The following is a 23,985-nucleotide window of genomic DNA, read 5'->3' on the forward strand; positions in this document are numbered from 1 at the left end:
ACCTAACAGCAAGAACCACACGGACGGGAAAAATGCTCCACACGATTTCGGCCTTCGACCGTCTCGGCGAGGAAAACGCCTTTGCCGTGTTGGCGCGCGCGACTGCACTGGCTCAACAGGGCCGCGACATCGTCAACCTCGGCATCGGCCAGCCCGACTTCAAAACGCCGCAGCACATTGTCGAGGCCGCGATCAAGGCGCTGCGCGACGGCCACCATGGCTACACCCCGGCCAATGGCCTGCTGGCGACGCGCGAAGCGGTGGTGCGGCGCACGCTGACCACTACCGGCGTCGAAGTCTCGCCCGAGAATGTAATGATCCTGCCCGGCGGCAAGCCGACCATGTTCGCGGCCATCTTGATGTTCGGCGAACCCGGCGCCGAGATCCTCTATCCAGACCCAGGCTTTCCGATCTACCGCTCGATGATCGAGTTCACCGGCGCCGCGCCCATTCCGGTGCCGATCCGCGAGGAGAACGGCTTTGCCTTCTCGGCAGAAGAGACGCTGGCGCTGATCACGTCGAAGACCAGACTGCTAATCCTCAACTCACCGGCCAACCCGACCGGCGGCGTCACGCCGCGCGCCGAGATCGAGAAGCTGGTAAAGGGACTGCAAGCGCATCCGCAGGTCGCTATCCTCTCCGACGAAATCTACGACGTCATGACCTATGACGGCGAGACGCATTTTTCGCTGCTCAATTTTCCGGAAATTCGCGACCGGCTGATCGTGCTCAACGGCTGGTCGAAGACATGGGCGATGACCGGCTGGCGCATGGGCTGGTCGATCTGGCCGAATGGCGACAAGGGCGGGCATCTCTACGACAAGGTCCGCAAGCTGGCGGTCAATTGCTGGTCCTGCGTCAACGCGCCGAGCCAGTTCGCCGGCATCGCCGCCATCGACGGCCCGCAGGACGATGTCGACAAGATGATGTGCGCCTTCGACAACCGCAGGAAGATGGTGGTCGAGGGGCTGAACGCGCTGCCCGGCGTCTCCTGCATCACGCCCAAGGGCGCATTCTATGCCTTCCCGAATGTTTCGAAGACCGGCTGGAAGGCCAAGAAGCTCGCCTCGGCACTGCTCGAGGAGGCCGGCGTGGCGCTGATCGGCGGCCCCGATTTCGGCATTCTCGGCGAAGGCTACATCAGGCTCTCCTACGCCAATTCCGAAGAGAACATCTTGCGCGCGCTGGAGCGGATCGAGTCGTTTTTGAAGAGGTAGGCCTTCGGCTCTTCACCCACGCCCCACGAACGGCATCTTGGTCGCCATCACCGTCATGAACAGCACATTGGCATCGAGCGGCAGGCTGGCCATGTGGACGACGGCGTCGGCGACGCGCTGGACGTCCATCACCGCTTCGGCGGCGATGGTGCCATTGGCCTGCGGCACGCCGACCGTCATGGCATGCGCCATATCGGTCAGCGCGTTGCCTATGTCGATCTGGCCGCAGGCGATGTCATAGGGCCGGCCGTCGAGCGCCAGCGTCTTGGTCAGCCCCGATATGGCGTGCTTGGTCGCGGTGTAGGGCACCGAGCCCGGCCGTGGCGCATAGGCCGACACCGAGCCATTGTTGATGATGCGGCCGCCCATTGGCTTTTGCTTGCGCATGACGCCGAAGGCGGCGCGGGCGCACAGGAACGATCCGGTGAGATTGACGCCGACAATATCGTTCCAGACCTCGACCGGGATCTCGTCGATCGGCGTCGACTTGTAGCTCATGCCGGCATTGTTGAAGAGCAGGTCGACGCGGCCGAAGGCTGCGGCCACCGTCTCGAACAGATCATCGACTTCGCCGGCCTTGCTGATGTCGCAGGCAACCGCCAGCGCCTTGGCGTCCGTTTTCCCGGCCTCGGTAATGGCGGCATCGAGCACCGCTTTGCGGCGGCCGCAAAACACCGTGTTCCAGCCGGCCTTGAGCAGCGCCGTGGCGACGCTCTTGCCGATGCCGGTGCCGGCGCCGGTGACGATGGCGGTTTTCTCTGTGAGGACTGTCATGATTTTGCTCCTGCGCGCCGCGCATCCCCGGCACAGATCGGGGTGCATCCGAATGCACCGACCCATCGCAAATGAGGGCGATCATGGCAAGCCGGACACTAATGCATGTCGCTCAAAAGTGGCCCCGGTTCTGAGAGAACGACATGCATCCGGACAAAAACATGAAGCGCCACGCGCTTTATGTGATCGGTCCGACAAAAAGGGCGGTCATTGGCGACCGCCCCCTGATCTGAACCGGGCTTGGGAGGAGGAAAAGCCGATCCGACTAACTAAAATCATGCGCTTCCTCGGTAAACGAGAAGTTAACGCTTTTCCCGCCGCGGCTGCGTTGTCTACCAGCGCGGGTTCGGCGCCGTGCCTGACGGAACCGGCACCTTGGCCGCCGACACCGTCGCCTCGACATGATCGACGAGCGCATCCGGCAGGCCGAGCCGGCCGGCGAGCAGGTCGAGATAGCCGCGTTCGGCGCGCGTATCGGGGTCGATCGTCAGTCGGGACGCCGTGTAGAGCTCGAGCCTCTGCTCATCGGTCTTGGCGCCTGCGACCAGCGTATCGAGGTCGAGCGGGCTGTCCAGCTCGGCCATCAGAAACTTTTCCGCTTCCGTGCCGATGCCGGCCAGACTGAGCTTGCCGGCGATCTTTTGGCGTTCCGCGTCATCGACATGGCCATCGGCCTTGGCCGCCGAGATCATCGCCCGCACCAGGGTCAGCGTGAACTCGTCCTCCCCCTGTGGCGCCTGTGAAGGATGAAAGCCGGTGTCGGCGGGCGGCGGCAGCAATTCCGGCTGGCCGGCCGCCGGCGCCTGCTCGGGTGCATTGCCGGCCTTGTAATTCTGGTAGGCCTTGTAGGCGAGACCGCCGATCGCAGCCAGTCCGCCGAGCTTCACGGCCGTGCCGGTGACCTGCCGTCCCGTGCCGGTTCCAAGCAGCACCGCGGCCAGCGCACCGGCGGCCAGCGGATTGTCCTTGGCCATCTGCACAGCCTGCCCGGCCTTGTCGCGAACGGTGCCGGTTGTGCCGGGAACTTGCGAGCCGAGCAGATCGTCGAGAAGCTTCTTGGGGTCGAACATGGTGCCTCCAGAAAAGGGCCCGCGCCAACGTGGACGGGCAGGTTTTGGACGTTGCAGACGTAGGTCCCGATTGTTGACATTACAATGACGGACCGGCGCTTTGCTATCGGCGCCGGCAATGCCGCAAATCAAATTCGATGTGTCGAAACCCGCCTCGGCTTCGGTTAGTGTCGCCGCAACGTCGGCGAGGGAGGAGTTTTGCCGTGACCGATCAGCCAGACCGCGACCAAGCACGAGATCCCCAGGATCTGGAGCGCCTGCTAATTGATCGGCAATGGGCGGGAGACATTGAGGGCATGGTAGCGCTGTTCGAACCCGATGCCGTCATCGACACCGGAGCAGCCGAATTGACGCGTGGCCATGAGGCGATCCGCGCTTTGTTCGAAGCCTTTGCCGCGAGCTGGCGAAAATTCCAGCGCGGCGAGCAGCGCCCGGCGGCCATTAACGGCGACCTCGCGTTGACGTCGACCAGGCTTGCCGACGGCTCGATAACCTCAGAGGTCGCGCGCCGGCAGGCCGACGGCACATGGCTGTGGGTGATCGACCGCTATTCTGTCGTGTGGTGATCCAGTCAGGGCGTCGGCGGCACTTAACTGCCGATATGTCCCCTGCCCTGCGCCTGCGCAAGTTCGACCTGGCGCTGGCGCTCGGCATAGCGGGTGCGATCCTCATCCGAGCGTGCCTCGTAGCAATGCGGGCATGACACGCCGGTGGAAAAATGCGGCGACAGCCGGTTCTCCGGCGTCAGCGGATGCCGGCAGGCGCGGCAGAGTTCGGCCTCGCCTTCGGTCAACCCATGCGACACCGAGACCCGCTCGTCGAAGACGAAACACTCGCCCTGCCACAGGCTGTCTTCGGCCGGCACCTCTTCAAGATATCTGAGGATGCCGCCCTTGAGATGGAACACATCCTCGAAGCCGAGCGACTTCACATAGGCCGTCGCCTTTTCGCAGCGGATGCCGCCGGTGCAGAACATCGCAACCTTGCGGCCGTCGAGTTGGTCGCGGTGTTTTTCCACCCAGGCCGGGAATTCGCGAAAGCTCGACGTGCGCGGGTCCACCGCGCCCTCGAACGTCCCGATCGACACTTCGTACGCGTTGCGTGTGTCGATGACGATGGTGCCGGGGTCCGAGATCAGCGCGTTCCAGTCGGCCGGCGCGACATAGGTCCCCGCACCCGTCGCCGGGTCGAGGTCTTCGACGCCCATGGTGACGATCTCGCGCTTCAGCCGCACCTTCATGCGATGGAACGGCATTTCGGCGGCAGTGCTGTATTTGACCTCGAGATCGGCAAGACCCTCGATGGCCTCGAGATAAGCGATCAGGTCGGCTATGTCGGTTTCGCTGCCGGCGACCGTGCCGTTAATGCCCTCCTGCGCCAGAAGCAGCGTGCCCTTGATGCCGCGCCCGCAGCAGAAGGCGGCAAGCGGCGTGCGCAAGACCCGCAGCGCGTCGAAGTCGCCCAGCCTCGCAAATTTGTAGAGCGCGGCGACGCGCACGGGTTCATGGTTGGTCATCGCCAAGCCACTAGACCGTGGTCAAAGCGGATTCAAGGCAGAGCTAAAGACACTTCGTCGGTATTCGCCCGCAGGCTCGTTGGCCGACATGTGACATCGCGGCAGGCCGGGTTTCGTGGACTCGGAATCGGCCTTCTGCTAATCGGTTGAAATCACCCAGGGAGAGAAAAGCCAATGCCCAGCAAGACCGAAAAGCTCCTGTCGCTGCTCAATGGCCAGCCGTTCATTCCGGTGCTGAAGATCGCCAATGTCGCGGACGCCGTCCCGCTCGCCCGGGCGCTGGCCGCCGGCGGCCTGCCGGCGATCGAGATCACGTTGAGAACCGCCGATGCGCTGGAAGCGATCCGCCGCGTGGCCGGTGAGGTCGAGGGCGCCATTGTCGGCGCCGGCACAATTCTCGATGCCAAGCAGTTCGACCAGGCAGCGGCGGCTGGCTCGAAGTTCATCGTCAGCCCCGGCATCACGCGCGAGTTGCTGGCGGCGGCCAAGGACAGCGACGTTCCCTTGCTGCCCGGCGCCATCACGCCCGGCGAGATCATGGCTGCCCGCGAGGCCGGCCTGCGGTTCCTGAAATTCTTCCCGGCCGAACAATCCGGCGGCATCGCCTCGCTGAAGGCCTTTGCCTCGCCGCTGGCCGACGTGAAATTCTGCCCGACCGGCGGCATCTCGGCCAAGAACGCCGCCGACTATCTCAGCCTGTCCAACGTTATCTGCGTCGGCGGCTCGTGGGTGGCGCCGGACGAGTTGGTCAAGGCCGGCAAGTGGGATGAGATCGAGGCGCTCGCACAGACCGCGAGCAAGCTCGGAAAATAACCTCCGCTACTTTATCTTTGCACAATCCCAAGGGAAGCGCTCCGCGCTTTCCCGGGAAAATCACAGTGTTCCCGGAATTGCACTCGGCACAAAAACCCGCCAGCTGCGCCGACCGGGTTTGCTACGCGTTGAGATTTTGGTTCCCGCTCAAGGGCTCGAACCTCGATTCACGCCTTCAAAGGGCGCTGTCCTACCATTAGACGAAGCGGGAATGCAGGCTGGTGGTTAGCATTCCGGGACGCTAGAAGCCAGCGCTGGAGATTCGCCAACAGCAAAAAGCCGCGCGGGTTGCCCAGCGCGGCTTCGATGTTTACCCCGTCGAGCTCTTACTTCGTCTGGAAGCGGGCGACCGAAAGGAATTTCACGGCATTGCCGGTGAAGCGGTTGGCATCGGCCATCTGGTTGTCCGCCTGGAAGCCTGCGGTGTAGACCTCGCTCGGCGGCGTATGCACGATGTTGTAGGCATAGCGCGGCGCTGTCGTCGGGCTGGAAACGGTGGCGATGTTGTCGCCGCTGCTCAGCGCCCAGCGCGCCGCCTGCGGTTCGGCTGCCACCAGCACTGCCTTCGGTCCTGGCTTCAGGTCGCGGGCCGAAGCCCTGGCTTCCTTGCGTGTCGTCTTGACGCCGGCGCCGATCACCGAGGCTGGATCGGTACCGGCGGGACGGGCAGCAATAGCACCGCGCGGCGATGCGGCATCGACACCTGACGGATCGTTGAACGCCGAGCGCGGCTCGAGCGACGCAACCTGATAGTCGTCGGTAGCACCGGCTGTATCGGCGGCGCTGGCCTGTTCGAGAACCGCCTTGACCTCGTCCGGACGCTGCGACGGCAGCACCGAGAACGCGTCGGTTGCGGTCTGCTTGTGGGCAGCCGTATCGGCCAGCGCCAGCAGAACGCCCTTGTCCTGCGGCGCAAGCTCAGCCGGCGGCGAAGAGCGGTCGGGACGCCAGGTCGGCAACGGGACGTTGACCGCGACCTGCGCCGGAGCGGCAGCTTGATCGGCCCCCTGGTCGGCATTGCTCGCATCGGCCGTGCCGAACGGCACATTGGCCGGCGCCTGCGCCGTCGCCACCGTCTGTTCGGTGGTGGCATCGGCCACGCCGAACGGCACGGTCTCAGGTTGTTGCGCGCCGACATCGGCCTTCGGCCGCGGTGCGAAAGCGGGCAGCGGCACTTCCTTGGCGGGCAGCGCGGCGATGATCGTCTCCGGCGTGTCCTGCGGCTCCGCATCGTCAGCGCTGTCGTCGGCAAGCTGCGGAATGTTGGCGCGCTTGGCGTTCTGCGGCGACACGATCGCGATGCCAGGCAGATTGCTGTTGTTGTTGCTCGTGGCAGCCAGCACCGGCTTCACGCTTCTCGGCGGCGGCGCGGCGGTAGCGACATCGGCGCTGTCGTCGGCTTCGTCTTCACCGCCACCGCCAAAGAAAGCGGACAGGAAGCCACCGGATTTCTTGGTGCTGCCGCCTGCGCTGGCCATCATGATGGCAGGAGAACCGGCGCCCTTGCGCGCCTTGTAGGAGGCGAGCGCCTGGTCATAACCCGGCAACGGCCTGCCGTCGCTCGGCACATGCAGCGTCTTGCCATTGGGAAACAGGCTGACCAGTTCCTGGCGGCTGATGCCTGGCCAGTGCCGCACATTGCCGACGTCCATGTGGACGAAGGGCGAACCCGACGACGGATAGTAGCCGACGCCGCCGCCCTGCATCTTCAGGCCGATGTTGCGCAGCTTCTTCAGCGGCACACCCGGAATGTAGAAGTCCATCGCCTTGCCCAGCATATGCTGGCTTTCCTTGGCGACACCGCGGCTGCGGCTGCGCAGCATCGAATTGGTCGACGGCGAGCGATAGCCGCAAACGACCTGGATATAGTCGGTGGCGCCGGCCTGCCGATAAGCTTCCCACACCAGATCGAGCAGGCGCGGATCCATCTTGGTCGGTTCGTTGCGACGCCAGTCGCGCAGGATGATGTTGATCTTCCTGAGGCCTGCCGGATCGTAGCGGCCATTGCGCTTGTAGACGATCTCGGCCTTTTCGTGCGTGTGGAGGTGATAGAGCTTGAGCGAGCGCGTTTCAGCGCTGGCGCCGGCAGCAGTAGCGGCAAGGAAAGCGAACGCAACGATCACCGCTGCCAGCCATCTCGGCCAGACGCCCATGTGATCGCGCCGCCCGTTTCTGTGTCGTTCGACTTTGTTCAAATCAAAAGGCCTTGCAGGCTGCCGTTTGTCCCCGGATTTGTCCAAACGGATGCGTGGTTCTTACATCCGAATATCGATCCTAATGGTTAATCATCGCTTATTGAAGCCGAAATGCGGTAACACCGTGGCGATATCCCGTCAAAAATAATACACAGGATTTCTTGGTAAACTGCTGGTTTAGATCAAGATTCAGCCTTTTCCCGCTACACGATCTGTTACCGCTGGCCTTAATGCGTGAACAACGCTGTCCGCATCAGTCATATTCCCGCCCCAACCCTTATGCAGCGCCGGATGTGGCATGGCAAGCTGGTCCCGGCCTTGCGTTGGCAAGCTGTGGAATTCGGCGTTCAGGAGGCAAGGCGGTCGAGGCGGCCGGTTTCCGGGTCGATGCCGTATTCCTTGAGCTTGCGGTAGAGCGTCGAGCGGCCGATGCCGAGACGCCGCGCGACCTCGCTCATCTGGCCGTTATAATGGTCGATGGCGAGCTTGATCATTTCGAGTTCGACATCGGCCAGCGCACGCACATTGCCACGCTCGTCCAGCGCCCGCAGCGTGCCGAAACGCTGAAGCAGCCTCGCCGGAGGGGCGGGCTCGGCAGCTGCAGTACCGGCGTCGTCAGTCTGCGCGCCATCGCCTTGCGATCCGGTGCTCAAGGCCATGCCGGGGTCCGACAAGGACGCATCGGCGTCGAGATTGACGGTGCCGTCGACCTGCGCCCGGATCTGCGGAAATTCGTCAGTCGTGAGCACATCGCCTTCGGCAAGCACCGAGGCCCTGAACACGGCGTTTTCCAGCTGCCTGATGTTTCCCGGCCAATCATAGGCCTGCAGCATGGCCAGTGCGGCATCCGAGATGCCGTGCAGGCGATTGCCCGCCGGCGCCACCTTGTCCATGAAATGCTTGACCAGATAGGGGATGTCGTCGCGGCGGTCGCGCAGCGGCGGCACGACGATCGGGTAAACGTTGAGCCGGTAGAACAGGTCCTCGCGAAACTTGCCGTCCTTGACCTGCTGCAGAAGGTTGCGGTGCGTGGCCGAGATCAGCCTGATGTCGACCCTGACGGTGGAACGGCCACCGACCGGATCGACCTCGCCATCCTGCACGGCGCGCAACAGCTTGACCTGCACGTCGAGCGGCAGGTCGCCGATCTCGTCCAGGAACAGCGTGCCCGAATGCGCCTCGACGAACTTGCCGGTATGCTTTTCGGTGGCGCCGGTGAACGAACCTTTTTCGTGACCGAACAGGATCGATTCGACCAGATTGTCGGGGATGGCGCCGCAATTGACGGTGACGAACGGTTTTGTGCGGCGTTCGCCGCTGCCCTGGATGGCGCGCGCCACCAATTCCTTGCCGACGCCCGATTCGCCCTCGATCAGGATCGGGATGTTGGAGGCCGCAGCCTTCTGGCCGAGGCGGATCACCCGGTCCATCGCCGGGCTATGCGTGATCATGTCCTTGAATGTCAGGTGGCCGCCCCGACGCCGCGACGTGCGCTTGACCTCGTCCTCGACCGCCTCGACCTTGAGCGCGTTGCCGATCGCGGTCTGCAGCCGGTCGGGAGACGCCGGCTTGACGACAAAATCGAAGGCGCCGTGGCGCATCGCCGAGACCACCGTTTCTATGCCGCCCTGCGCAGTCTGCACAATGACGGGAACAGTGATGCCGCGCTCGCGCATCGCCTTCAGCACGCCGATGCCGTCGAGGCCCGGCATGACAAGGTCGAGGATGACTGCCGAAATATCCCTCGCATTGGGTCCGTCAAGCGCGCTCAGACCGGCCTCGCCGCCATCGGCAACGATGGCGCTGTGGCCGAATTTCGTCACCGCCGCTTCGAGCAGCCGGCGCTGCACGGGATCGTCATCGACTATAAGAATGGAACCTGTCATGACTGATTTGAGTTGCCCGCCTGGGAAATTCCCATGGATCATCTTGGCACAGGGTTCTAAACAAGGTTTCAAAAAACCCGGTGAACGAATTCCTTAGGATTTGACCGGCTTGTCCTTTCCCCTTGATTCCAGAAGGTAATTGTTGATGAGCAGGATTCTCGGTCGGCAGCTTGCGGCGGTAGCGTCCGGTCAGGGCGCGGCGGAACTTGGCGACCTGCCGGAATGGAATCTCGCCGATCTTTATTCCGGCATGGAGGCGCCCGAACTGAAGCGTGACCTTGCCAAGGCGGCGGCCGACGCCGTCGCCTTCGAGAACCGCTGGAAGGGCACACTGGCTGCGGAGGCCGGGCGCGGAAGCGCCGGCAGGCTTGGCGAGGCGCTGACAGCCTATGAGGCGCTGGAGGAACTGATCGGCCGCATCGTCTCCTATGCCGGCCTGATCTATGCCGGCAACACCGCCGATCCGCAGCGCGCAAAGCTCTATGGCGACATCCAGGAAAAGATGACCGACGCCAGCGCGCATCTTCTGTTCTTCGCGCTGGAACTGAACCTGATCGATGACAAGGCGCTCGAATCCGCCCTCGCCGCCGACGCCGGCTTTGCCCATTACCGGCCCTGGGTGCTCGACCTCAGAATGGACAAGCCCTACCAGCTCGAGGATCGGGTCGAGCAGCTGTTCCATGAGAAGTCGATCACCGGGCGCGGTGCCTGGAACCGGCTGTTCGACGAGACGATGACCGATCTGCGTTTCGACATAGACGGCGAGGAACTGACGCTTGAGCCGGCGCTGAACCGCCTGCAGGACGCCGATGGGGAGGTCCGCCGCCGCGCTTCCGAAGCGCTGGCCACAACCTTCCGCAAGAGCCTGCGCACCTTCACGCTGATCACCAACACGCTGGCCAAGGACAAGGAGATTTCCGACCGCTGGCGCGGCTTCGAGGACATCGCCGACTCACGCCATCTCGCCAACCGTGTCGAGCGCAGCGTGGTCGACGCGCTGGCATCGGCCGTGCGCGAGGCCTATCCGCGCCTGTCTCATCGCTACTACGCCATGAAGGCGCGCTGGCTGGGCATGGAGGTGATGAACCACTGGGACCGCAACGCGCCCTTGCCCGAAACGCCGCAAGCGGTGATTCCTTGGGATGATGCCAGGAACACTGTGCTATCGGCCTATCAGCGCTTTTCCCCCGACATGGCGGAGATCGCCCGCACCTTCTTCGACCGCAACTGGATCGACGCGCCGGTCAGGCCCGGCAAGTCGCCCGGCGCCTTCGCCCATCCGACCGTGCCTTCGGCGCACCCTTACGTGCTGCTCAACTACATGGGCAAGCCGCGCGATGTGATGACGCTGGCGCATGAACTCGGCCACGGCGTGCATCAGGTGCTGGCCGGCGGCCAGGGCGCGCTGATGGCTTCGACGCCGCTGACTTTGGCCGAGACGGCCTCGGTGTTCGGCGAGATGCTGACCTTCCGTTCGCTGCTCGACCAGACCACCGACAAGCGCCAGCGCAAGGCGATGCTCGCCCAGAAGGTCGAGGACATGATCAACACGGTCGTGCGCCAGATCGCCTTCTACGAGTTCGAACGCAAGGTGCATGCAGAGCGCAAGAACGGCGAACTGACCTCCGACAAGCTCGGCCAGTTCTGGCTCGAGGTGCAGGCCGAAAGCCTGGGGCCGGCGATCAAGCTGCGCGAGGGCTATGAGGTCTTCTGGACCTACATCCCGCACTTCGTCCACTCCCCCTTCTACGTCTACGCCTATGCCTTTGGCGACTGCCTGGTGAACTCGCTCTACGCGGTCTACCAGAACGCTGAGCATGGCTTCCAGGATAAGTATTTCGAGATGTTGCGCGCCGGCGGCACCAAGCATCACTCGGAGCTTCTCGCGCCCTTCGGCCTCGACGCCACCGACCCCGCCTTCTGGCAGATCGGGCTTGGCGTGATCGGCGGCCTGATCGACGAGTTGGAAGCGCTCGACAGTTAATGCGCGCACCCATTGGACCGATGGCGCAGAGTGGCAGGTTCAGCAGCGGCCTCGACTTTGCAGAATCGCAGAACAGTTTAGCCGGGATGCATGTGACGGCAGCGCTGTTCTTGTTCTAAATACCTGTTCTTGAATAACTCTCCGGCGAAATTTTCCGTTAGCTTTCCCGAAGCCGTATGATAGCTTTCCGACCGAAGCTCAGCCGGGCGCGCGGCTTAAGGCCGGACAGCATCCCGGCCCATGGCAGCGGTCTGACGAATGCGACAGCGACGGTTGGCAATGGGCGGCAAAGCCGAACGCCGACACTCGACGACAGACCGGCTGTTCCCTGAGCCGCCGAACCACATTGGATGATCCGATCTGCCAAGGTCATGACTTGGGACGGCGGCGGACGGATCCGACTGGAGAGAGACGATGACCTTCTTTTACATTGTCCTGGCGTTCCTTGTAGGTGTGTTGGTTGGCTGGTTTATCTGGGGCCGGCTGCGCGGCGAACTCGACAGCCTGCGCGGCGATCTCGACCGCACCCGCAGCGAGCGTGACAGACTGCGCGCCGACGCCGATCGCCTGACTGGCGAACTCGACGCCTGCGGCAAGACCCGCGCCGATCTCGAACGCCGGCTGCGTGAAACATCAGCTCCATCCGCCAAGCCTTCAAGTTCGGCGCCGGCCGCGCTGGTATCGACAGCGGCAAAGGCCAAGTCCGCCCCGGCCGCGAAACCGGCCCCCGCCAAACCCGCCGCGGCCAAACCAGCTGCGGCCAAATCCGCGGCCGCAAAACCAGCGGCCAGCAAACCTGCCGCCGCCAAGGCCGCGCCCAAAGCCGCTGCTTCAAAGCCCGCCGCCGTCCCGAAGAAGGCCGCCCCGGCAGCTGGGAAGGCCGATAATCTGCGCCGCCTGATCGGTATCGGCCCGGTCAACGACAAACTGCTCAAGGGCCTTGGCGTCACGACCTACGCGCAGATCGCCGGCTGGACCGCGGCCGACGTCAAGCGCATCGAGGACACGCTGAATTTCGACGGCCGCATCGCTCGCGAAAAGTGGGTCGAGCAGGCCAAGCTGCTTGCCGCCGGCGACGAAAAGGAGTTCGCACGCCAATTCCCGAGCGCCGGGACCGCCAACAACAGCTGATCCGTCATCGGCAACATAACCAGAAGGCGGCGCTCTCGGGCGCCGTCTTTGTTTTTGCATTCGCCACTGTCTTTGCGCCCTGCGACGCCGCTCCCTCGATTGCACGCCGCCCGGCCCCCATATAGAGCGGTTCTGGCGTCATCGACCGCAGTACCCGAGCCCCATGCCCCTGCCCTCTGCCATTTTCCGCAACGATGAAAGCGGCCGTCAGTTGGTCTTCGACCACCCGGCCGACATCATCATTGCCTATGATGCCAAGGATTTTCTGCCGGCGCTGGCGGCTGCGCAGGCGGCGAGCGATGCCGGCAAATGGCTGGCCGGCTATTTCTCCTACGAAGCGGGCTATCTGCTCGAACCGAAACTCGTGCCGCTGCTGCCTGAAGGCCGGCGCGCGCCATTGGTTTGTCTGGGTGTCTTCGATGCTCCGGCCGAAGAGGCCGTGCCGCGCAACGATGCGCCGGCCACCAATGGCCCCATCTTCGACGCCAGGGCCAGTTGGTCCGCTCAGGACTACGCCAAACGCTTCGCGCGCCTTCACGACCACATCCGCAAGGGCGACTGCTACCAAGGCAACCTGACCTTTCCGGTCCGTGCCCAATGGTCGGGCGATCCGGTTGCTGCCTTCGACGCACTGACAGGACGCCAGCCGGTCAAGTATGGCGCACTGATTTCGCTCGGCGATCCCATCGTCTTATCGCGTTCGCCCGAGCTGTTCTTCGAGATCAATGCCTTAGGCATGATCGAAACCCATCCGATGAAGGGCACCGCACCGCGCGGCGCGACCAAGGCCGAGGACGCGCGGTTGAAGTCCTTCTTGCGCAGCGACGAAAAGAACCAGGCCGAGAACCGGATGATCGTCGATCTCCTGCGCAATGACATCTCGCTGATCAGCGAGGTCGGCACGCTGGAAGTCCCGGAACTGTTCCGCATCGAGAGCTACCCGACCGTCCATCAGATGGTGAGCCGTGTGCGGGCGAAGCTTCTGCCTGATCTCGGCATCCGCCAAATCTTTGGCGCGCTGTTTCCCTGCGGCTCGATCACCGGCGCGCCGAAAATCCGCGCGATGGAAATCCTGCACGAGCTGGAAGACACACCGCGCGACGTCTATTGCGGCGCCATCGGCTGGATCGCGCCTGGCGGCATGATGCGCTTTTCGGTGGCGATCCGCACCATATCGCTCTTTTCCAGTGGCGAGGCAGTTTACAATGTCGGCGGCGGCGTCGTCTTCGATTCGACCGCGCAAGAGGAGTATCAGGAGTGTCTGCTGAAGGCGCGCTTCGCGACGGGGACACCGCCGATTTCGAGCTGATCGAGACGATGCGCTGGGAGCCCGGCCAGGGCTTTCTGCGTTTCGAACGCCATCTCGCACGCCTTTACGGGTCGGCGGAAGAACTCGGCTTTGCCTGCGATCCGCAGCGGATCGGCGAGGTGCTGGCGAATACTATCGGGGCGCAGCAGACGGCGCTGCGCACCCGGCTCGTCCTGCAGCGCAATGGCGAGGTGACGGTTTCTGTTCAGCCTTACGAGCCACTCGCCGCCGACAAGGTCTGGCGGCTGCGACTGGCGCGGGTCCGGCTCTCCTCCACCGACACGCTGCTGCGCCACAAGACCGGCCGGCGGCAAGTCTACACTCACGCCCGCTCCGAATATCTGATCACCCAGGCCGACGAAGTGTTGCTCGCAAATGAGCGCAGTGAAATCTGCGAAGGCACCATCACCAACGTCTTCGCCGATTTCGGTGATGGCATGCTGATGACACCCAGGCTCGACTGCGGCCTGCTGCCTGGCGTATTGCGCGCCGAGCTGCTGGACGAAGGGCGCGCCCAGGAGGCGATCCACAGCTATGACGAGTTGAAATCCGCCAAAACACTGTTCGTCGGCAATTCTCTGCGCGGCTTGATCCCGGCAACATTGGCCTGATACGAAGCGGCTGCGAGAATAACCGCCGGCATTGGACACTTTCTAGCGAAGCATGAATTCTCGTCAGCCCACGCACACGCCCTATGATGGCTCCTCAAAGCTCTTCACCATCGGGCTGAAGCCGCTCGAGCTCGACAAGTGGATCGAGGTCGACCGGTATCTCTTCGACCATCTCGCCGAAAAGCGCCGGCTCTATGCCGAAATTCCCGACAAGGTGTTTGTCGAGGAAGACGGCACGCGCGACACCCAGCGCGAAGTGCGCGGCCTCATCGAAGCACATCTGCTGTCGACATTTCCCGGGATGTACCGGCGCACCAATGCCGGGGTTGAGGTCATTGGCGCCAAAGCCGACTCTGACGCCACCTTCCACGATGCCCCGCTGGTCGCAGCGTCGCTGCTCGTCCAGGAAGACCTGATCCTGATGCGCCGTGACGACACCGGCTGGCGGCTCGCCGCCGGCTCGCTGTGTTTCCCGTCATCCTGGTCGCTGGTCGAGAAGTTCGGCCGGCCGCTGCAGCAGATCCACGCACCGGTGCCGGGCTTCGGTCCGGGCACCAGGCCGGCGGAGCTCATCAACCGCATGTTCGACGGCCTGCAGGGCCAGGCCGTCGAACGCTTCAACTGGTCGATCCAGGCCGGCGACGCGCTCTATCATCCGCTCTCCAATGTCGAGCGCATCGACCGTGCCACCAACCGCCCCTCGCGATTTCCCGACGGCGACGTCAACGCCCACGCCTTCATCCGCGTCGAGCGCCAGACGCTGCGCAAACTGCCTCTGTCGCGCGACATCCTGTTCACCATCCGCATCCATCTCGACCCGCTGAAAGTGCTGGCGCGGCATCCCGACCGGGCAACGCTTGCCGCCTCTTTCGCGGCGCAATTGCAGGCGCTGGATGAGGCTCAACTCGACTATAAGGGGATGACATCAGACCGTGACCGGCTGATGCAACGCCTGCAAACCATGGCTCAGGAGTGACGATGATCCGACATGTTCTGAAGCTAGCCGTCCTGCTCGGTGCATTGCTGGCGTTGCCGGCAACAGCGCATGCGGAACCGGTGACCTATGCGGGGAAGCTCGGCAACATCGACATCGTCGTCGAGTTTACCGGTGATCCGGCGACGGCTGGAGAGGCACTGGCGGGCCGCTATTTCTACCGCTCCAAGGGCGTCGATATTCCTCTGCAGGCGAAGTCGAGCAAGGGCGCCACCTTTCAATTGGCCGAGGAAGAAGCCTGCGATGCCAAGAAGTGCGGCGACGGCCAGGCTCCACCCATCGGCGCCGTCTGGCGGTTGAGTTCCGCCGACAAGGGCAAGACGCTGGAAGGCACCTGGACGGCCAAAAAGACCCTGCCGCTGAAGCTGACAAGGATCGCCAGCCGTGCCCAGACGGAGACGCCGGCGACGACGCCACGCGATCTCTATGATTTCACCGACATGACATTCTCGGGCGACGATGCGCCGATCACCATGGCGGCATCGCCCTACGACTATCTCAAGCTGGATTTCGCGCCCAAGGCAGACGCCAAGGAAGGTTGGCCGGATGCAGCCTACAACTATGTCACCGATCCGCGCACCAAATTCGCCAGGCCGCGCATCGTCGATCTCGCCGGCAGTGCGCCGATCGAAGCCGCCAATGCCTTGCTGCAGAACCGCCATTGGCATGACAGCCTCAGCGCCTTGACATGCGCGGCGCTGCAATATGCCGGTTTCCACGACGGGCCGCCGATGGAGGGCATGGACGACGATTCGCTTGGCGGCTATGAAGACACGACGTCCAAAGTTACGTCATTGACGCCGAAGCTGATGAGCTGGTCGGAATCCGGCAGCCTCTATTGCGGCGGTGCGCATCCGAACAACTATTCCGACGCCTATGTCATGGACGTGCGCCGTGGCGCCTTGCTTACCCTTCAGGACATGTTTTCCGATACGGTCGACGGCAAGCCAGGCCCCTCGCTGGCCACCTTCGTCAAGGAGAAGCGCAAGAAGCCAAGCGACCAGACCGAGGTGGATTACGAGGCCGAATGCGGCATCGACGATTTGATCGGCGACTATCTCGGCGCCAGCCTGAAGCGCGATGGCGACAGGCAGGTTCTGGTCTTCGGCCTGCAAGGTTTGCCCAACGTCATCCAGGCTTGCGGCGGCGATCTCGTTGAAATCCCGGACTCCGAAGCACAAGCGCTGCTCACGCCGGAATTCGCGAAACTGCTCGAACCGTAGGCGCATCTGCGCCGTCGGGAACTAACCTTATCCCTGCTTTTCGCTTTATTGTGACAATGATCTATGGTTTGTCGCGCGGCGGTCGAACGGCCGTTTTGGCGCGTTGCTTGAAGGAGTGCTCGATAAAATGGCGAATGAAAACTGGCCCGTTTACGGTGAAATCACCGGCCCTGTCGTGATGATCGGCTTTGGTTCGATCGGACGGGGAACGCTGCCTCTGATCGAGCGCCATTTCAAATTCGACAAGTCGCGCATGACGGTCATCGACCCGCTCGACACCGACCGCAAGCTGCTCGACGAGCGCGGCATCGCCTTCGTCCAGGAGCACGTGACCGAGAAAAACTACAAGAAACTGCTGACGCCGCTTTTGACCAATGGTGGCGGCCAGGGCTTTTGCATCAATCTGTCGGTCGATACCGGCTCGGTCGACCTGATGCGGCTCTGCCGCAAGCTCGGCGTGCTCTACATCGACACCGTCGTCGAGCCGTGGCTCGGCTTCTATTTCGACGCCAGGGCCGACAATGCCAGCCGCACCAACTACGCGCTGCGCGAAGCCTTGATCAAGGAGAAGCACGACAAGCCCGGCGGCGCTACCGCGGTTTCGACCTGTGGCGCCAATCCGGGCATGGTCTCGTGGTTCGTCAAGCAGGCGCTGCTGAACCTTGCCGGCGACCTCGGCCTCGAGTTTTCCGAACCCGCGCAGGACGACCGTGACCGCTGGGCCAAGCTGATGAAAAAGGCCGGCGTCAAGGGCATCCACATCGCCGAGCGCGACACCCAGCGCACCAAGAAGCCGAAGCCGATGAACGTGTTCTGGAACACCTGGTCGGTCGAAGGTTTCATCTCGGAAGGGCTGCAGCCGGCCGAGCTCGGCTGGGGCACGCATGAGAGATGGATGCCGAAGAACGGCAAGGAGCACAAGCATGGCTCCAAGGCTGCGATCTATCTCGAACAGCCCGGCGCCAACACCCGCGTGCGCTCCTGGTGCCCGACGCCGGGCGCGCAATACGGTTTCCTGGTGACGCATAATGAGGCGATCTCGATCGCCGACTTCTTCACCGTGCGGTCGAAGAAGGGGAAGGTGCAATACCGCCCGACTTGCCACTATGCCTATCACCCCTGCAACGACGCCGTGTTGTCACTCCACGAAATGTTCGGCGCTGCCGGCAAGCCGCAGCCGGTCCACCATGTGCTTGACGAAAACGAGCTGGTCGATGGCGTGGACGAGCTTGGCGTGCTGCTCTACGGCCATGCCAAGAACGCCTACTGGTACGGTTCGCAGCTGTCGCTGGCCGAAGCCCGCAAGCTGGCGCCCTACCAGAACGCTACCGGCATGCAGGTCACCTCGGCCGTGCTCGCCGGCATGGTCTGGGCGCTGGAAAACCCGGAAGCCGGCATCGTCGAGGCCGACGAGATGGACTACAAGCGCTGCCTGGAAGTGCAGTCCCAGTATCTCGGACCAGTCAAGGGCTACTACACCGACTGGACGCCGCTCGATAACCGTCCGGGCCTGTTTCCCGAGGACCTCGACAAAAGCGACCCGTGGCAATTCCGCAACATCCTCGTTCGATAGCGGTTCCATACCCCTGCCTCACTGCCTTGCAATCGCCCGGAAATCGGGCGATTGAAGGGAAGCGGACGAGAGCAGTGTGCATCCATTTGGACGCACGAGGGACGGCTCTGGAAACTTGAGGCCACGCACATCGTGTTCTCCAAAACGTCGTTTGACGATTGGGCCGATGCGTCAGGAGAGGATTTGATATGACGATTGCGCGCAAAATTCTTTCTGCGGGCGCGGCGGGCGCTCTTGCGACGATGCTTGCCGCCTGCACCACCGGCGGCTCCGACGGGCCACCGATCTCATCGCAGGCGCGAGGCGTCGAAGGCTCATGGCTGAACGCCGAAGGCAAGGCGGTCTCGACATTGAACGGCGGCGTCTTCACCACCGTTTCGGCGGAGACCGGTGAGAAATTCGCTGACGGCAGCTACACCAAGACCGGCGCCACCTCGGTCGAGATCAACGGAACCTCGCTGATCCGGCAGCAGCCAATCGCTTTCAACTGCCTGCTGGTGTCCATAAACCAGCTGAATTGCACCAGCTCCGCCGGGCAGAACTTCGTGCTGACCAGGCGCGGCTGAACCTTTCCCATGCGGCTTTGCGGATGGCGGCGCCGCGATGCCGCCGCCTTTTTTATGCCGGCAAACCGATGCCGGTTATCCGCCCTGATTCTTCTTGCATCGCCACAACCGCGATGTGAACATACCCGAAATGCTGGCTGTTATCCTGCAGTCGGGCAAGAGCGTTAAACGCCTTTGATCATATCCGGGAGACGAAGATGAAGAAGCTCGCCGCCATTGCCGCCCTCTCTGCCTCGACACTCGGCCTGTCGGCCGCACCATCCTTTGCCGACTACACGTTGAACATCCTGCATTTCAACGATTGGCACAGCCGCATCGAAGGCAACAACAAATACGAGTCGACCTGCTCGGCCGAGGAAGAGACCAAGGGTGAGTGCATCGGCGGCGCCGGCCGGCTGGTCACCGCGATCGCACAGGAGCGCAAGAAGCTCGAAGGCCAGAACGTGCTGCTGCTCAATGCCGGCGACAGCTTTCAGGGATCGCTGTTCTACATCACCTACAAGGGCACGGCGGAGGAGGAATTCCTCAATCAGATCAAGCCCGACGCGGTGACGCTCGGCAACCACGAATTCGACGATGGCGAGAGCGCGCTGGTGCCTTATCTCGACAAGGCGAAGTTCCCGATCGTCAGCGCCAATGTCGTGCCCAACGACAAGTCCGGTGCCGCAGGCAAGATCAAGCCGTCGATTGTGCTTGAGGTCGGCGGCCAGAAGATCGGCATTGTCGGCGCCGTGACCAACGACACGCCGGAACTCGCCTCTCCCGGCCCCAACATCACCATCGCCGACGACGTCAAGTCGATCACCGCCGAGGTCGAGAAGCTGAAGGCGCAAGGCGTCAACAAGATCATTGCCGTCACCCATATCGGCTACAGGCGCGAGCGCGATACCATCGCCAAGATCCCGGGCATCGATGTGGTGGTCGGCGGCCACAGCCATTCGCTTCTGTCCAACACCGACCCGAAGGCGGAAGGCCCCTATCCGACGATGGTCGACAACCCCGACGGCTCCAAGGTGCCTGTCGTGCAGGCCGCGTCCTATTCGAAATATCTCGGCGAATTCAAGGTCGTGTTCGACGACAATGGCAACGTCAAGGAAGCCAGCGGCGACCCGATCTTCCTCGACAAGTCGATCATTCCCGATCCGGCCGTTCTTGCCCGCATCAAGGAACTCGGTGCGCCGATCGAGGCGCTGAAGAACAAGGAAGTGGCCGAGACCACCGAGGCCATCGACGGCAGCCGCGAAAGCTGCCGCACCAAGGAATGCGCGATGGGCAATCTCGTCTCCGACGCCATCCTCGACCGGGTCAAGGGACAGGGCGTCGAGATCGTCGTCTCCAATGGCGGCGGCTTGCGTGCTTCGATCGACAAAGGCACCGTCACCATGGGCGAGGTGCTGACCGTGCTGCCGTTCCAGAACACGCTGGCGACCTTCCAGATTTCCGGCAAGGATCTGGTTGCCGGGCTGGAAAACGGCGTCAGCCAGGTCGAGGACGGCGGCGGCCGCTTCCCGCAAGTGGCAGGTCTGAAATACTCATTCGACAAGTCGGTCGCGCCCAATGCCGGCCGAGTCAAGTCGGTCGAGGTGATGGAAGGCGGCGCCTGGGCGCCGATCAACCCGGACAAGGACTATCTGGTCGCCACCAACAACTATGTCCGCCAGGGCGGCGACGGCTACAAGGTCTTCGCCGAGAAGGCCAAGAACGCCTATGATTACGGCCCCGGCCTCGAACAGGTGGTTGCCGACTATCTCGCCGCGCACCGGCCCTATACGCCCAAGCTCGACGGCCGCATCACCGAGGTTGCCGCAACCGTAGCGGCTGCCCCGGCCGCCGAGCCGGCAAAACCAGCCGAACCGGCACCTGCTCCAGCCGAACCGGCAAAACCGGCCGAGGCTGCACCGGCGGAGCCGGCGATGCCCGCATTGCCGGCAGGCTCCGGCGACATCACCACCACGCCGCCGACTGTCCCGGCGGAAACGGCCCCGTCAACGCCGGCACCGGCAAAACCGGCCGAAGCCGCACCTGCTCCGGCAAAGCCGGCTGACGCCGCCCGGGCCGAAGCCAGCCATGTCATCGTCGCCGGCGATACCTATTGGGATCTCGCCAAGAAGGCCTATGGCGACGGCGCCAAGTGGAAGGTGATCTCCGAGGCCAACAAAGGCTACGAGCCACGCCGGCTTCCGGTCGGCGCGACCTTGACCATTCCGGCGAAGTAACCTCGCTTCGCACTCACGACCAGCAAAACCCGTCCGGGTAACCGGACGGGTTTTTGGCTTTCAAGGTAAGGTGCGGCCAGACGCAGCATTGAAAACTCGCGCCACATCGCTAGGTTCGCCCGACATCGTCGGTTTCGCGGTGTCGGGAGACCTTCATGACGCTTTCCACGCCTGTCGACCCCAAAGCCGCGAAAGCGCTCGACCCGCTGCCGGCCGGACATCCGCCGGTAAAGGCAGGCAAGATCGGCGTCATGTTGGTCAATCTCGGCACGCCGGACGGTACCGATTTCAAGCCGATGTGGCGCTATCTCCGCGAATTCCTGTCCGATCCGCGCGTTATCGAGCTCAACAAGGCGATCTGGTATCCGATCCTCTACGGCTTGGTGCTGACCACGAGACCGAACAAGTCCGGCGCCAATTACGCCAGGATATGGAACCGCGAGAGGAACGAGTCGCCGCTGCGCACCTACACCCGCGCGCAGGGCGAAAAGCTGGCCGCAGCGCTCATCGACCTACCCGATGTCGTGGTCGACTGGGCGATGCGCTACGGCAACCCCTCGACCGCGAGCGTCGCGCAAAGGCTGGTCGCACAAGGCTGCGACCGCATCCTGTCGTTCCCACTCTATCCGCAATACTCCGCGACCACCACCGCGACCGCCAACGACCAGCTGTTTCGCGCCTTGATGAAGATGCGCCGCGCGCCTGCCGTGCGCAGTGTTCCGCCCTACTATGACGAGCCGGTCTACATCGAGGCGCTCGCCCATTCGATCGAACGGCATCTAGCAACGCTAGACTTCGAGCCCGAGGTGGTCATCACCTCCTATCACGGCATCCCGAAGCCCTATTTCGAGAAGGGCGATCCCTATCACTGCCACTGCCAGAAGACGACACGGCTGTTGCGTGAACGACTGGGGTGGGATGAAAAGAAGCTGATCATCACCTTCCAGTCGCGCTTCGGCGCCCAGGAATGGCTGCAGCCCTACACCGACAAGACGGTCGAGGAACTGGCGAAGGACGGCGTGAAATCGATCGCCATCGTCAACCCAGGCTTTTCCGTCGACTGCATCGAGACGCTGGACGAAATCGGCCGCGAGGCGGCCGAGACCTTCCATCACGCCGGCGGCGAGAAATTCGCCCACATCCCGTGCCTCAACGACAGTGCAGAAGGCATGGCGGTGATCGAGGCGATGGTGCGGCGCGAGCTGTCGGGCTGGGTCTGAGGCCGCCACGTTGCGGCGATCGATCGCCGCAGTTGCGCTATTCCATGCACTAATAATCAACGATCACCTGATTGTAACATTATTGAAACACACCTAAGTGTTTGGTGAAGTCGGTTGCATGGAATCAACGCCATGGCCGGCATCTGAGGGAGATTCAAATGGACTTCAGTGGTTTCGGTATTGCGATTGGTGCGCTTGCCTTTCTGGTATTGGTGCTTCTTATCAAAGGCATCCGGACAATCCCGCAAGGCTATAATTATACGGTGGAGCGCTTTGGTCGTTACACCAAAACACTAAGCCCCGGCCTCAACCTCATCGTGCCGTTCGTCGACCGAATCGGCGCCAAGATGAACATGATGGAGCAGGTGCTCGACGTTCCGAGCCAGGAAATCATAACGCGCGACAACGCCATTGTCGGCGTCGACGGCATCGCCTTCTACCAGATCCTCAATGCGGCCCAGGCCGCCTACCAGGTCGCCGGCCTGGAGAACGCCATCCTCAATTTGACGATGACCAACATCCGTACCGTCATGGGTTCGATGGACCTCGACGAACTGCTGTCGAACCGCGACGCCATCAACGAACGGCTGCTGCGCGTCGTCGACGAAGCGGCGCATCCGTGGGGCATCAAGATCACCCGCGTCGAGATCAAGGACATCAATCCGCCGGCCAACCTCATCGAATCGATGGGCCGTCAGATGACCGCCGAACGCAACAAGCGTGCGCAGATCCTCGCCGCCGAAGGCCTCAAGCAGTCGCAGATCCTCGAGGCCGAGGGCCGCAAGGAAGCCGCCTTCCGCGACGCGGAGGCGCGCGAACGCTCGGCCGAAGCCGAAGCGCGAGCCACCCAGGTTGTATCGGAAGCCATCTCCAAGGGCGACGTGCAGGCACTCAACTACTTCGTGGCGCTGAAATACACTGAAGCGATGGGCAAGATCGGCACCGCCAACAACAGCAAGGTCGTGCTGATGCCGATGGAAGCCTCGGCGCTGATCGGCACGCTCGGTGGCATAAGCGAGATCGCCAGGGAGGTGTTCCGCAGCGAAGGCACCGCCGGCGCCGCCAGGCAGGCCGCCCGCCCTCCGGTGGTTCGCCCGAATGAGAACTGAGACCTGACGAGAACTGAGGTCGCGAGCATGATCCCGAAAAGTGGGAACCGGTTTTCGGAAAAGATCATGCTCCACAGGAAGTAGGAGCGCACTCCCATGTTCGACCGCATCATTTCCGAACTTGGTCCGTGGAACTGGATGGTTCTGGGCTTCGTCCTCCTGGTGATGGAGGTCATCGCGCCAGGAATATTCATGCTGTGGATCGGCATCGCCGCATTGGTGATCGGTGTGATTTCCCTGCTCGTCTGGGACGCAAGCTTCTGGGCCTGGGAAGTCCAGGTCCTCGCCTTCCTGGCCCTGTCGCTGGTCTCGGCCTTTGCCGGAAAGAAGCTGGTTGGTGGGCGTAATACCCCTAGCGACCAGCCGCTGCTCAACCGGCGCGGCGCGCAGTTGGTCGGCAGGATGGCAACGCTGGCCGAGCCGATCAAGGACGGTCGCGGCCGCATCAAACTCGGCGACACACTGTGGCGCGTCTCCGGTCCCGACCTGCCGGCCGGCACGCAGGTGCGCGTCGTCAGTTCGGCCGACACCGATCTGGAACTGACCGTCGAGGCAGTTTGACATTTCGAAAGCGCATG

20 protein-coding genes and 1 tRNA gene are annotated in these 23,985 nt (G+C 63.0%); 15 read left to right on the plus strand and 6 right to left on the minus strand.

The features are described 5' to 3' along the window. Window positions 1-32 precede the first annotated feature (32 nt). Window positions 33-1,217, plus strand: a complete 1,185-nt coding sequence (locus AC3EMP_RS30280; protein ID WP_023683265.1) for a pyridoxal phosphate-dependent aminotransferase — start codon at window positions 33-35, stop codon at window positions 1,215-1,217. Window positions 1,218-1,229: 12 nt separating this feature from the next. On the opposite strand, the gene AC3EMP_RS30285 is transcribed toward AC3EMP_RS30280, so the two are convergent. Next, window positions 1,230-1,991 (minus strand): SDR family oxidoreductase, encoded by a 762-nt coding sequence (locus tag AC3EMP_RS30285; protein ID WP_023683264.1) that lies wholly within the window; start codon window positions 1,989-1,991, stop codon window positions 1,230-1,232. 332 nt (window positions 1,992-2,323) lie between these two features. Further along, window positions 2,324-3,061: a tellurite resistance TerB family protein gene (locus tag AC3EMP_RS30290; protein ID WP_023671935.1), complete on the minus strand. Its 738-nt coding sequence runs from the start codon at window positions 3,059-3,061 to the stop codon at window positions 2,324-2,326. A gap of 203 nt (window positions 3,062-3,264) precedes the next feature. Between AC3EMP_RS30290 and AC3EMP_RS30295 the strand changes: the two genes are divergently transcribed. Next, window positions 3,265-3,627: a YybH family protein gene (locus AC3EMP_RS30295; RefSeq protein ID WP_023671936.1), complete on the plus strand. Its 363-nt coding sequence runs from the start codon at window positions 3,265-3,267 to the stop codon at window positions 3,625-3,627. A 23-nt stretch (window positions 3,628-3,650) separates the two neighbouring features. On the opposite strand, the gene trhO is transcribed toward AC3EMP_RS30295, so the two are convergent. Further along, window positions 3,651-4,577: an oxygen-dependent tRNA uridine(34) hydroxylase TrhO gene (trhO, locus tag AC3EMP_RS30300; protein ID WP_023704004.1), complete on the minus strand. Its 927-nt coding sequence runs from the start codon at window positions 4,575-4,577 to the stop codon at window positions 3,651-3,653. 174 nt (window positions 4,578-4,751) lie between these two features. Here trhO and AC3EMP_RS30305 point away from each other — a divergent pair, with 174 nt between their 5' ends. After that, on the plus strand, window positions 4,752-5,390 hold the full coding sequence (locus tag AC3EMP_RS30305) for a 2-dehydro-3-deoxy-phosphogluconate aldolase (RefSeq protein ID WP_352711238.1): 639 nt from the start codon (window positions 4,752-4,754) through the stop codon (window positions 5,388-5,390). 137 nt (window positions 5,391-5,527) lie between these two features. On the opposite strand, the gene AC3EMP_RS30310 is transcribed toward AC3EMP_RS30305, so the two are convergent. From AC3EMP_RS30310 to AC3EMP_RS30320, 3 genes are all read right to left on the minus strand, one after another. Beyond that, window positions 5,528-5,601: transfer RNA gene (locus AC3EMP_RS30310), tRNA-Gln, on the minus strand. 115 nt (window positions 5,602-5,716) lie between these two features. Continuing rightward, a complete protein-coding gene (gene mepK, locus AC3EMP_RS30315) occupies window positions 5,717-7,543 on the minus strand; it encodes a peptidoglycan L,D-endopeptidase MepK (RefSeq protein ID WP_352711236.1) in 1,827 nt (608 codons plus the stop codon). A 389-nt stretch (window positions 7,544-7,932) separates the two neighbouring features. Then, the gene (locus AC3EMP_RS30320; protein WP_023825450.1) at window positions 7,933-9,471 is read right to left on the minus strand and encodes a sigma-54-dependent transcriptional regulator; all 1,539 of its coding nucleotides are present in this window, start codon (window positions 9,469-9,471) and stop codon (window positions 7,933-7,935) included. Between the two features lie 145 nt (window positions 9,472-9,616). Between AC3EMP_RS30320 and AC3EMP_RS30325 the strand changes: the two genes are divergently transcribed. The 12 genes from AC3EMP_RS30325 to AC3EMP_RS30380 all read left to right on the plus strand — a co-directional run bounded on the left by AC3EMP_RS30325 (window position 9,617) and on the right by AC3EMP_RS30380 (window position 23,968). Beyond that, window positions 9,617-11,455: a M3 family oligoendopeptidase gene (locus AC3EMP_RS30325; protein WP_023671941.1), complete on the plus strand. Its 1,839-nt coding sequence runs from the start codon at window positions 9,617-9,619 to the stop codon at window positions 11,453-11,455. A 414-nt stretch (window positions 11,456-11,869) separates the two neighbouring features. Further along, on the plus strand, window positions 11,870-12,586 hold the full coding sequence (locus AC3EMP_RS30330; RefSeq protein WP_023751323.1) for a protein in NADH-ubiquinone oxidoreductase complex: 717 nt from the start codon (window positions 11,870-11,872) through the stop codon (window positions 12,584-12,586). Between the two features lie 163 nt (window positions 12,587-12,749). Beyond that, window positions 12,750-13,895 carry an aminodeoxychorismate synthase component I gene (locus AC3EMP_RS30335; RefSeq protein WP_023751324.1) on the plus strand — a complete coding sequence of 382 codons (1,146 nt, stop codon included), beginning with the start codon at window positions 12,750-12,752 and terminating at the stop codon, window positions 13,893-13,895. Further along, window positions 13,844-14,506, plus strand: coding sequence for an aminotransferase class IV family protein (locus tag AC3EMP_RS30340; protein ID WP_031192935.1), 663 nt, complete (start codon window positions 13,844-13,846; stop codon window positions 14,504-14,506). Before AC3EMP_RS30335 ends, AC3EMP_RS30340 begins: the two co-directional genes overlap by 52 nt. A 52-nt stretch (window positions 14,507-14,558) precedes the next feature. After that, entirely contained in the window at window positions 14,559-15,482 is a 924-nt protein-coding gene (locus AC3EMP_RS30345) for a heme-dependent oxidative N-demethylase family protein (protein ID WP_023751326.1), read from the plus strand. A 2-nt stretch (window positions 15,483-15,484) separates the two neighbouring features. Further along, complete coding sequence (locus AC3EMP_RS30350) at window positions 15,485-16,723, plus strand: hypothetical protein (protein ID WP_352594675.1); 1,239 nt, start codon at window positions 15,485-15,487, stop codon at window positions 16,721-16,723. 127 nt (window positions 16,724-16,850) lie between these two features. Next, complete coding sequence (locus AC3EMP_RS30355) at window positions 16,851-18,296, plus strand: homospermidine synthase (protein WP_023751329.1); 1,446 nt, start codon at window positions 16,851-16,853, stop codon at window positions 18,294-18,296. 188 nt (window positions 18,297-18,484) lie between these two features. Beyond that, window positions 18,485-18,862, plus strand: coding sequence for an Omp10 family outer membrane lipoprotein (locus AC3EMP_RS30360; protein WP_023683250.1), 378 nt, complete (start codon window positions 18,485-18,487; stop codon window positions 18,860-18,862). 197 nt (window positions 18,863-19,059) lie between these two features. Further along, on the plus strand, window positions 19,060-21,078 hold the full coding sequence (locus tag AC3EMP_RS30365) for a bifunctional metallophosphatase/5'-nucleotidase (RefSeq protein ID WP_023751330.1): 2,019 nt from the start codon (window positions 19,060-19,062) through the stop codon (window positions 21,076-21,078). A gap of 155 nt (window positions 21,079-21,233) precedes the next feature. Beyond that, window positions 21,234-22,298, plus strand: a complete 1,065-nt coding sequence (gene hemH / locus AC3EMP_RS30370) for a ferrochelatase (protein ID WP_023751331.1) — start codon at window positions 21,234-21,236, stop codon at window positions 22,296-22,298. Between the two features lie 158 nt (window positions 22,299-22,456). Next, window positions 22,457-23,407 (plus strand): SPFH domain-containing protein, encoded by a 951-nt coding sequence (locus AC3EMP_RS30375; RefSeq protein ID WP_023686408.1) that lies wholly within the window; start codon window positions 22,457-22,459, stop codon window positions 23,405-23,407. A 96-nt stretch (window positions 23,408-23,503) separates the two neighbouring features. After that, a complete protein-coding gene (locus AC3EMP_RS30380) occupies window positions 23,504-23,968 on the plus strand; it encodes an NfeD family protein (RefSeq protein ID WP_023671953.1) in 465 nt (154 codons plus the stop codon). The last annotated feature ends 17 nt before the right edge of the window (window positions 23,969-23,985 follow it).

The organism is Mesorhizobium sp. P160219, from assembly GCF_057786095.1.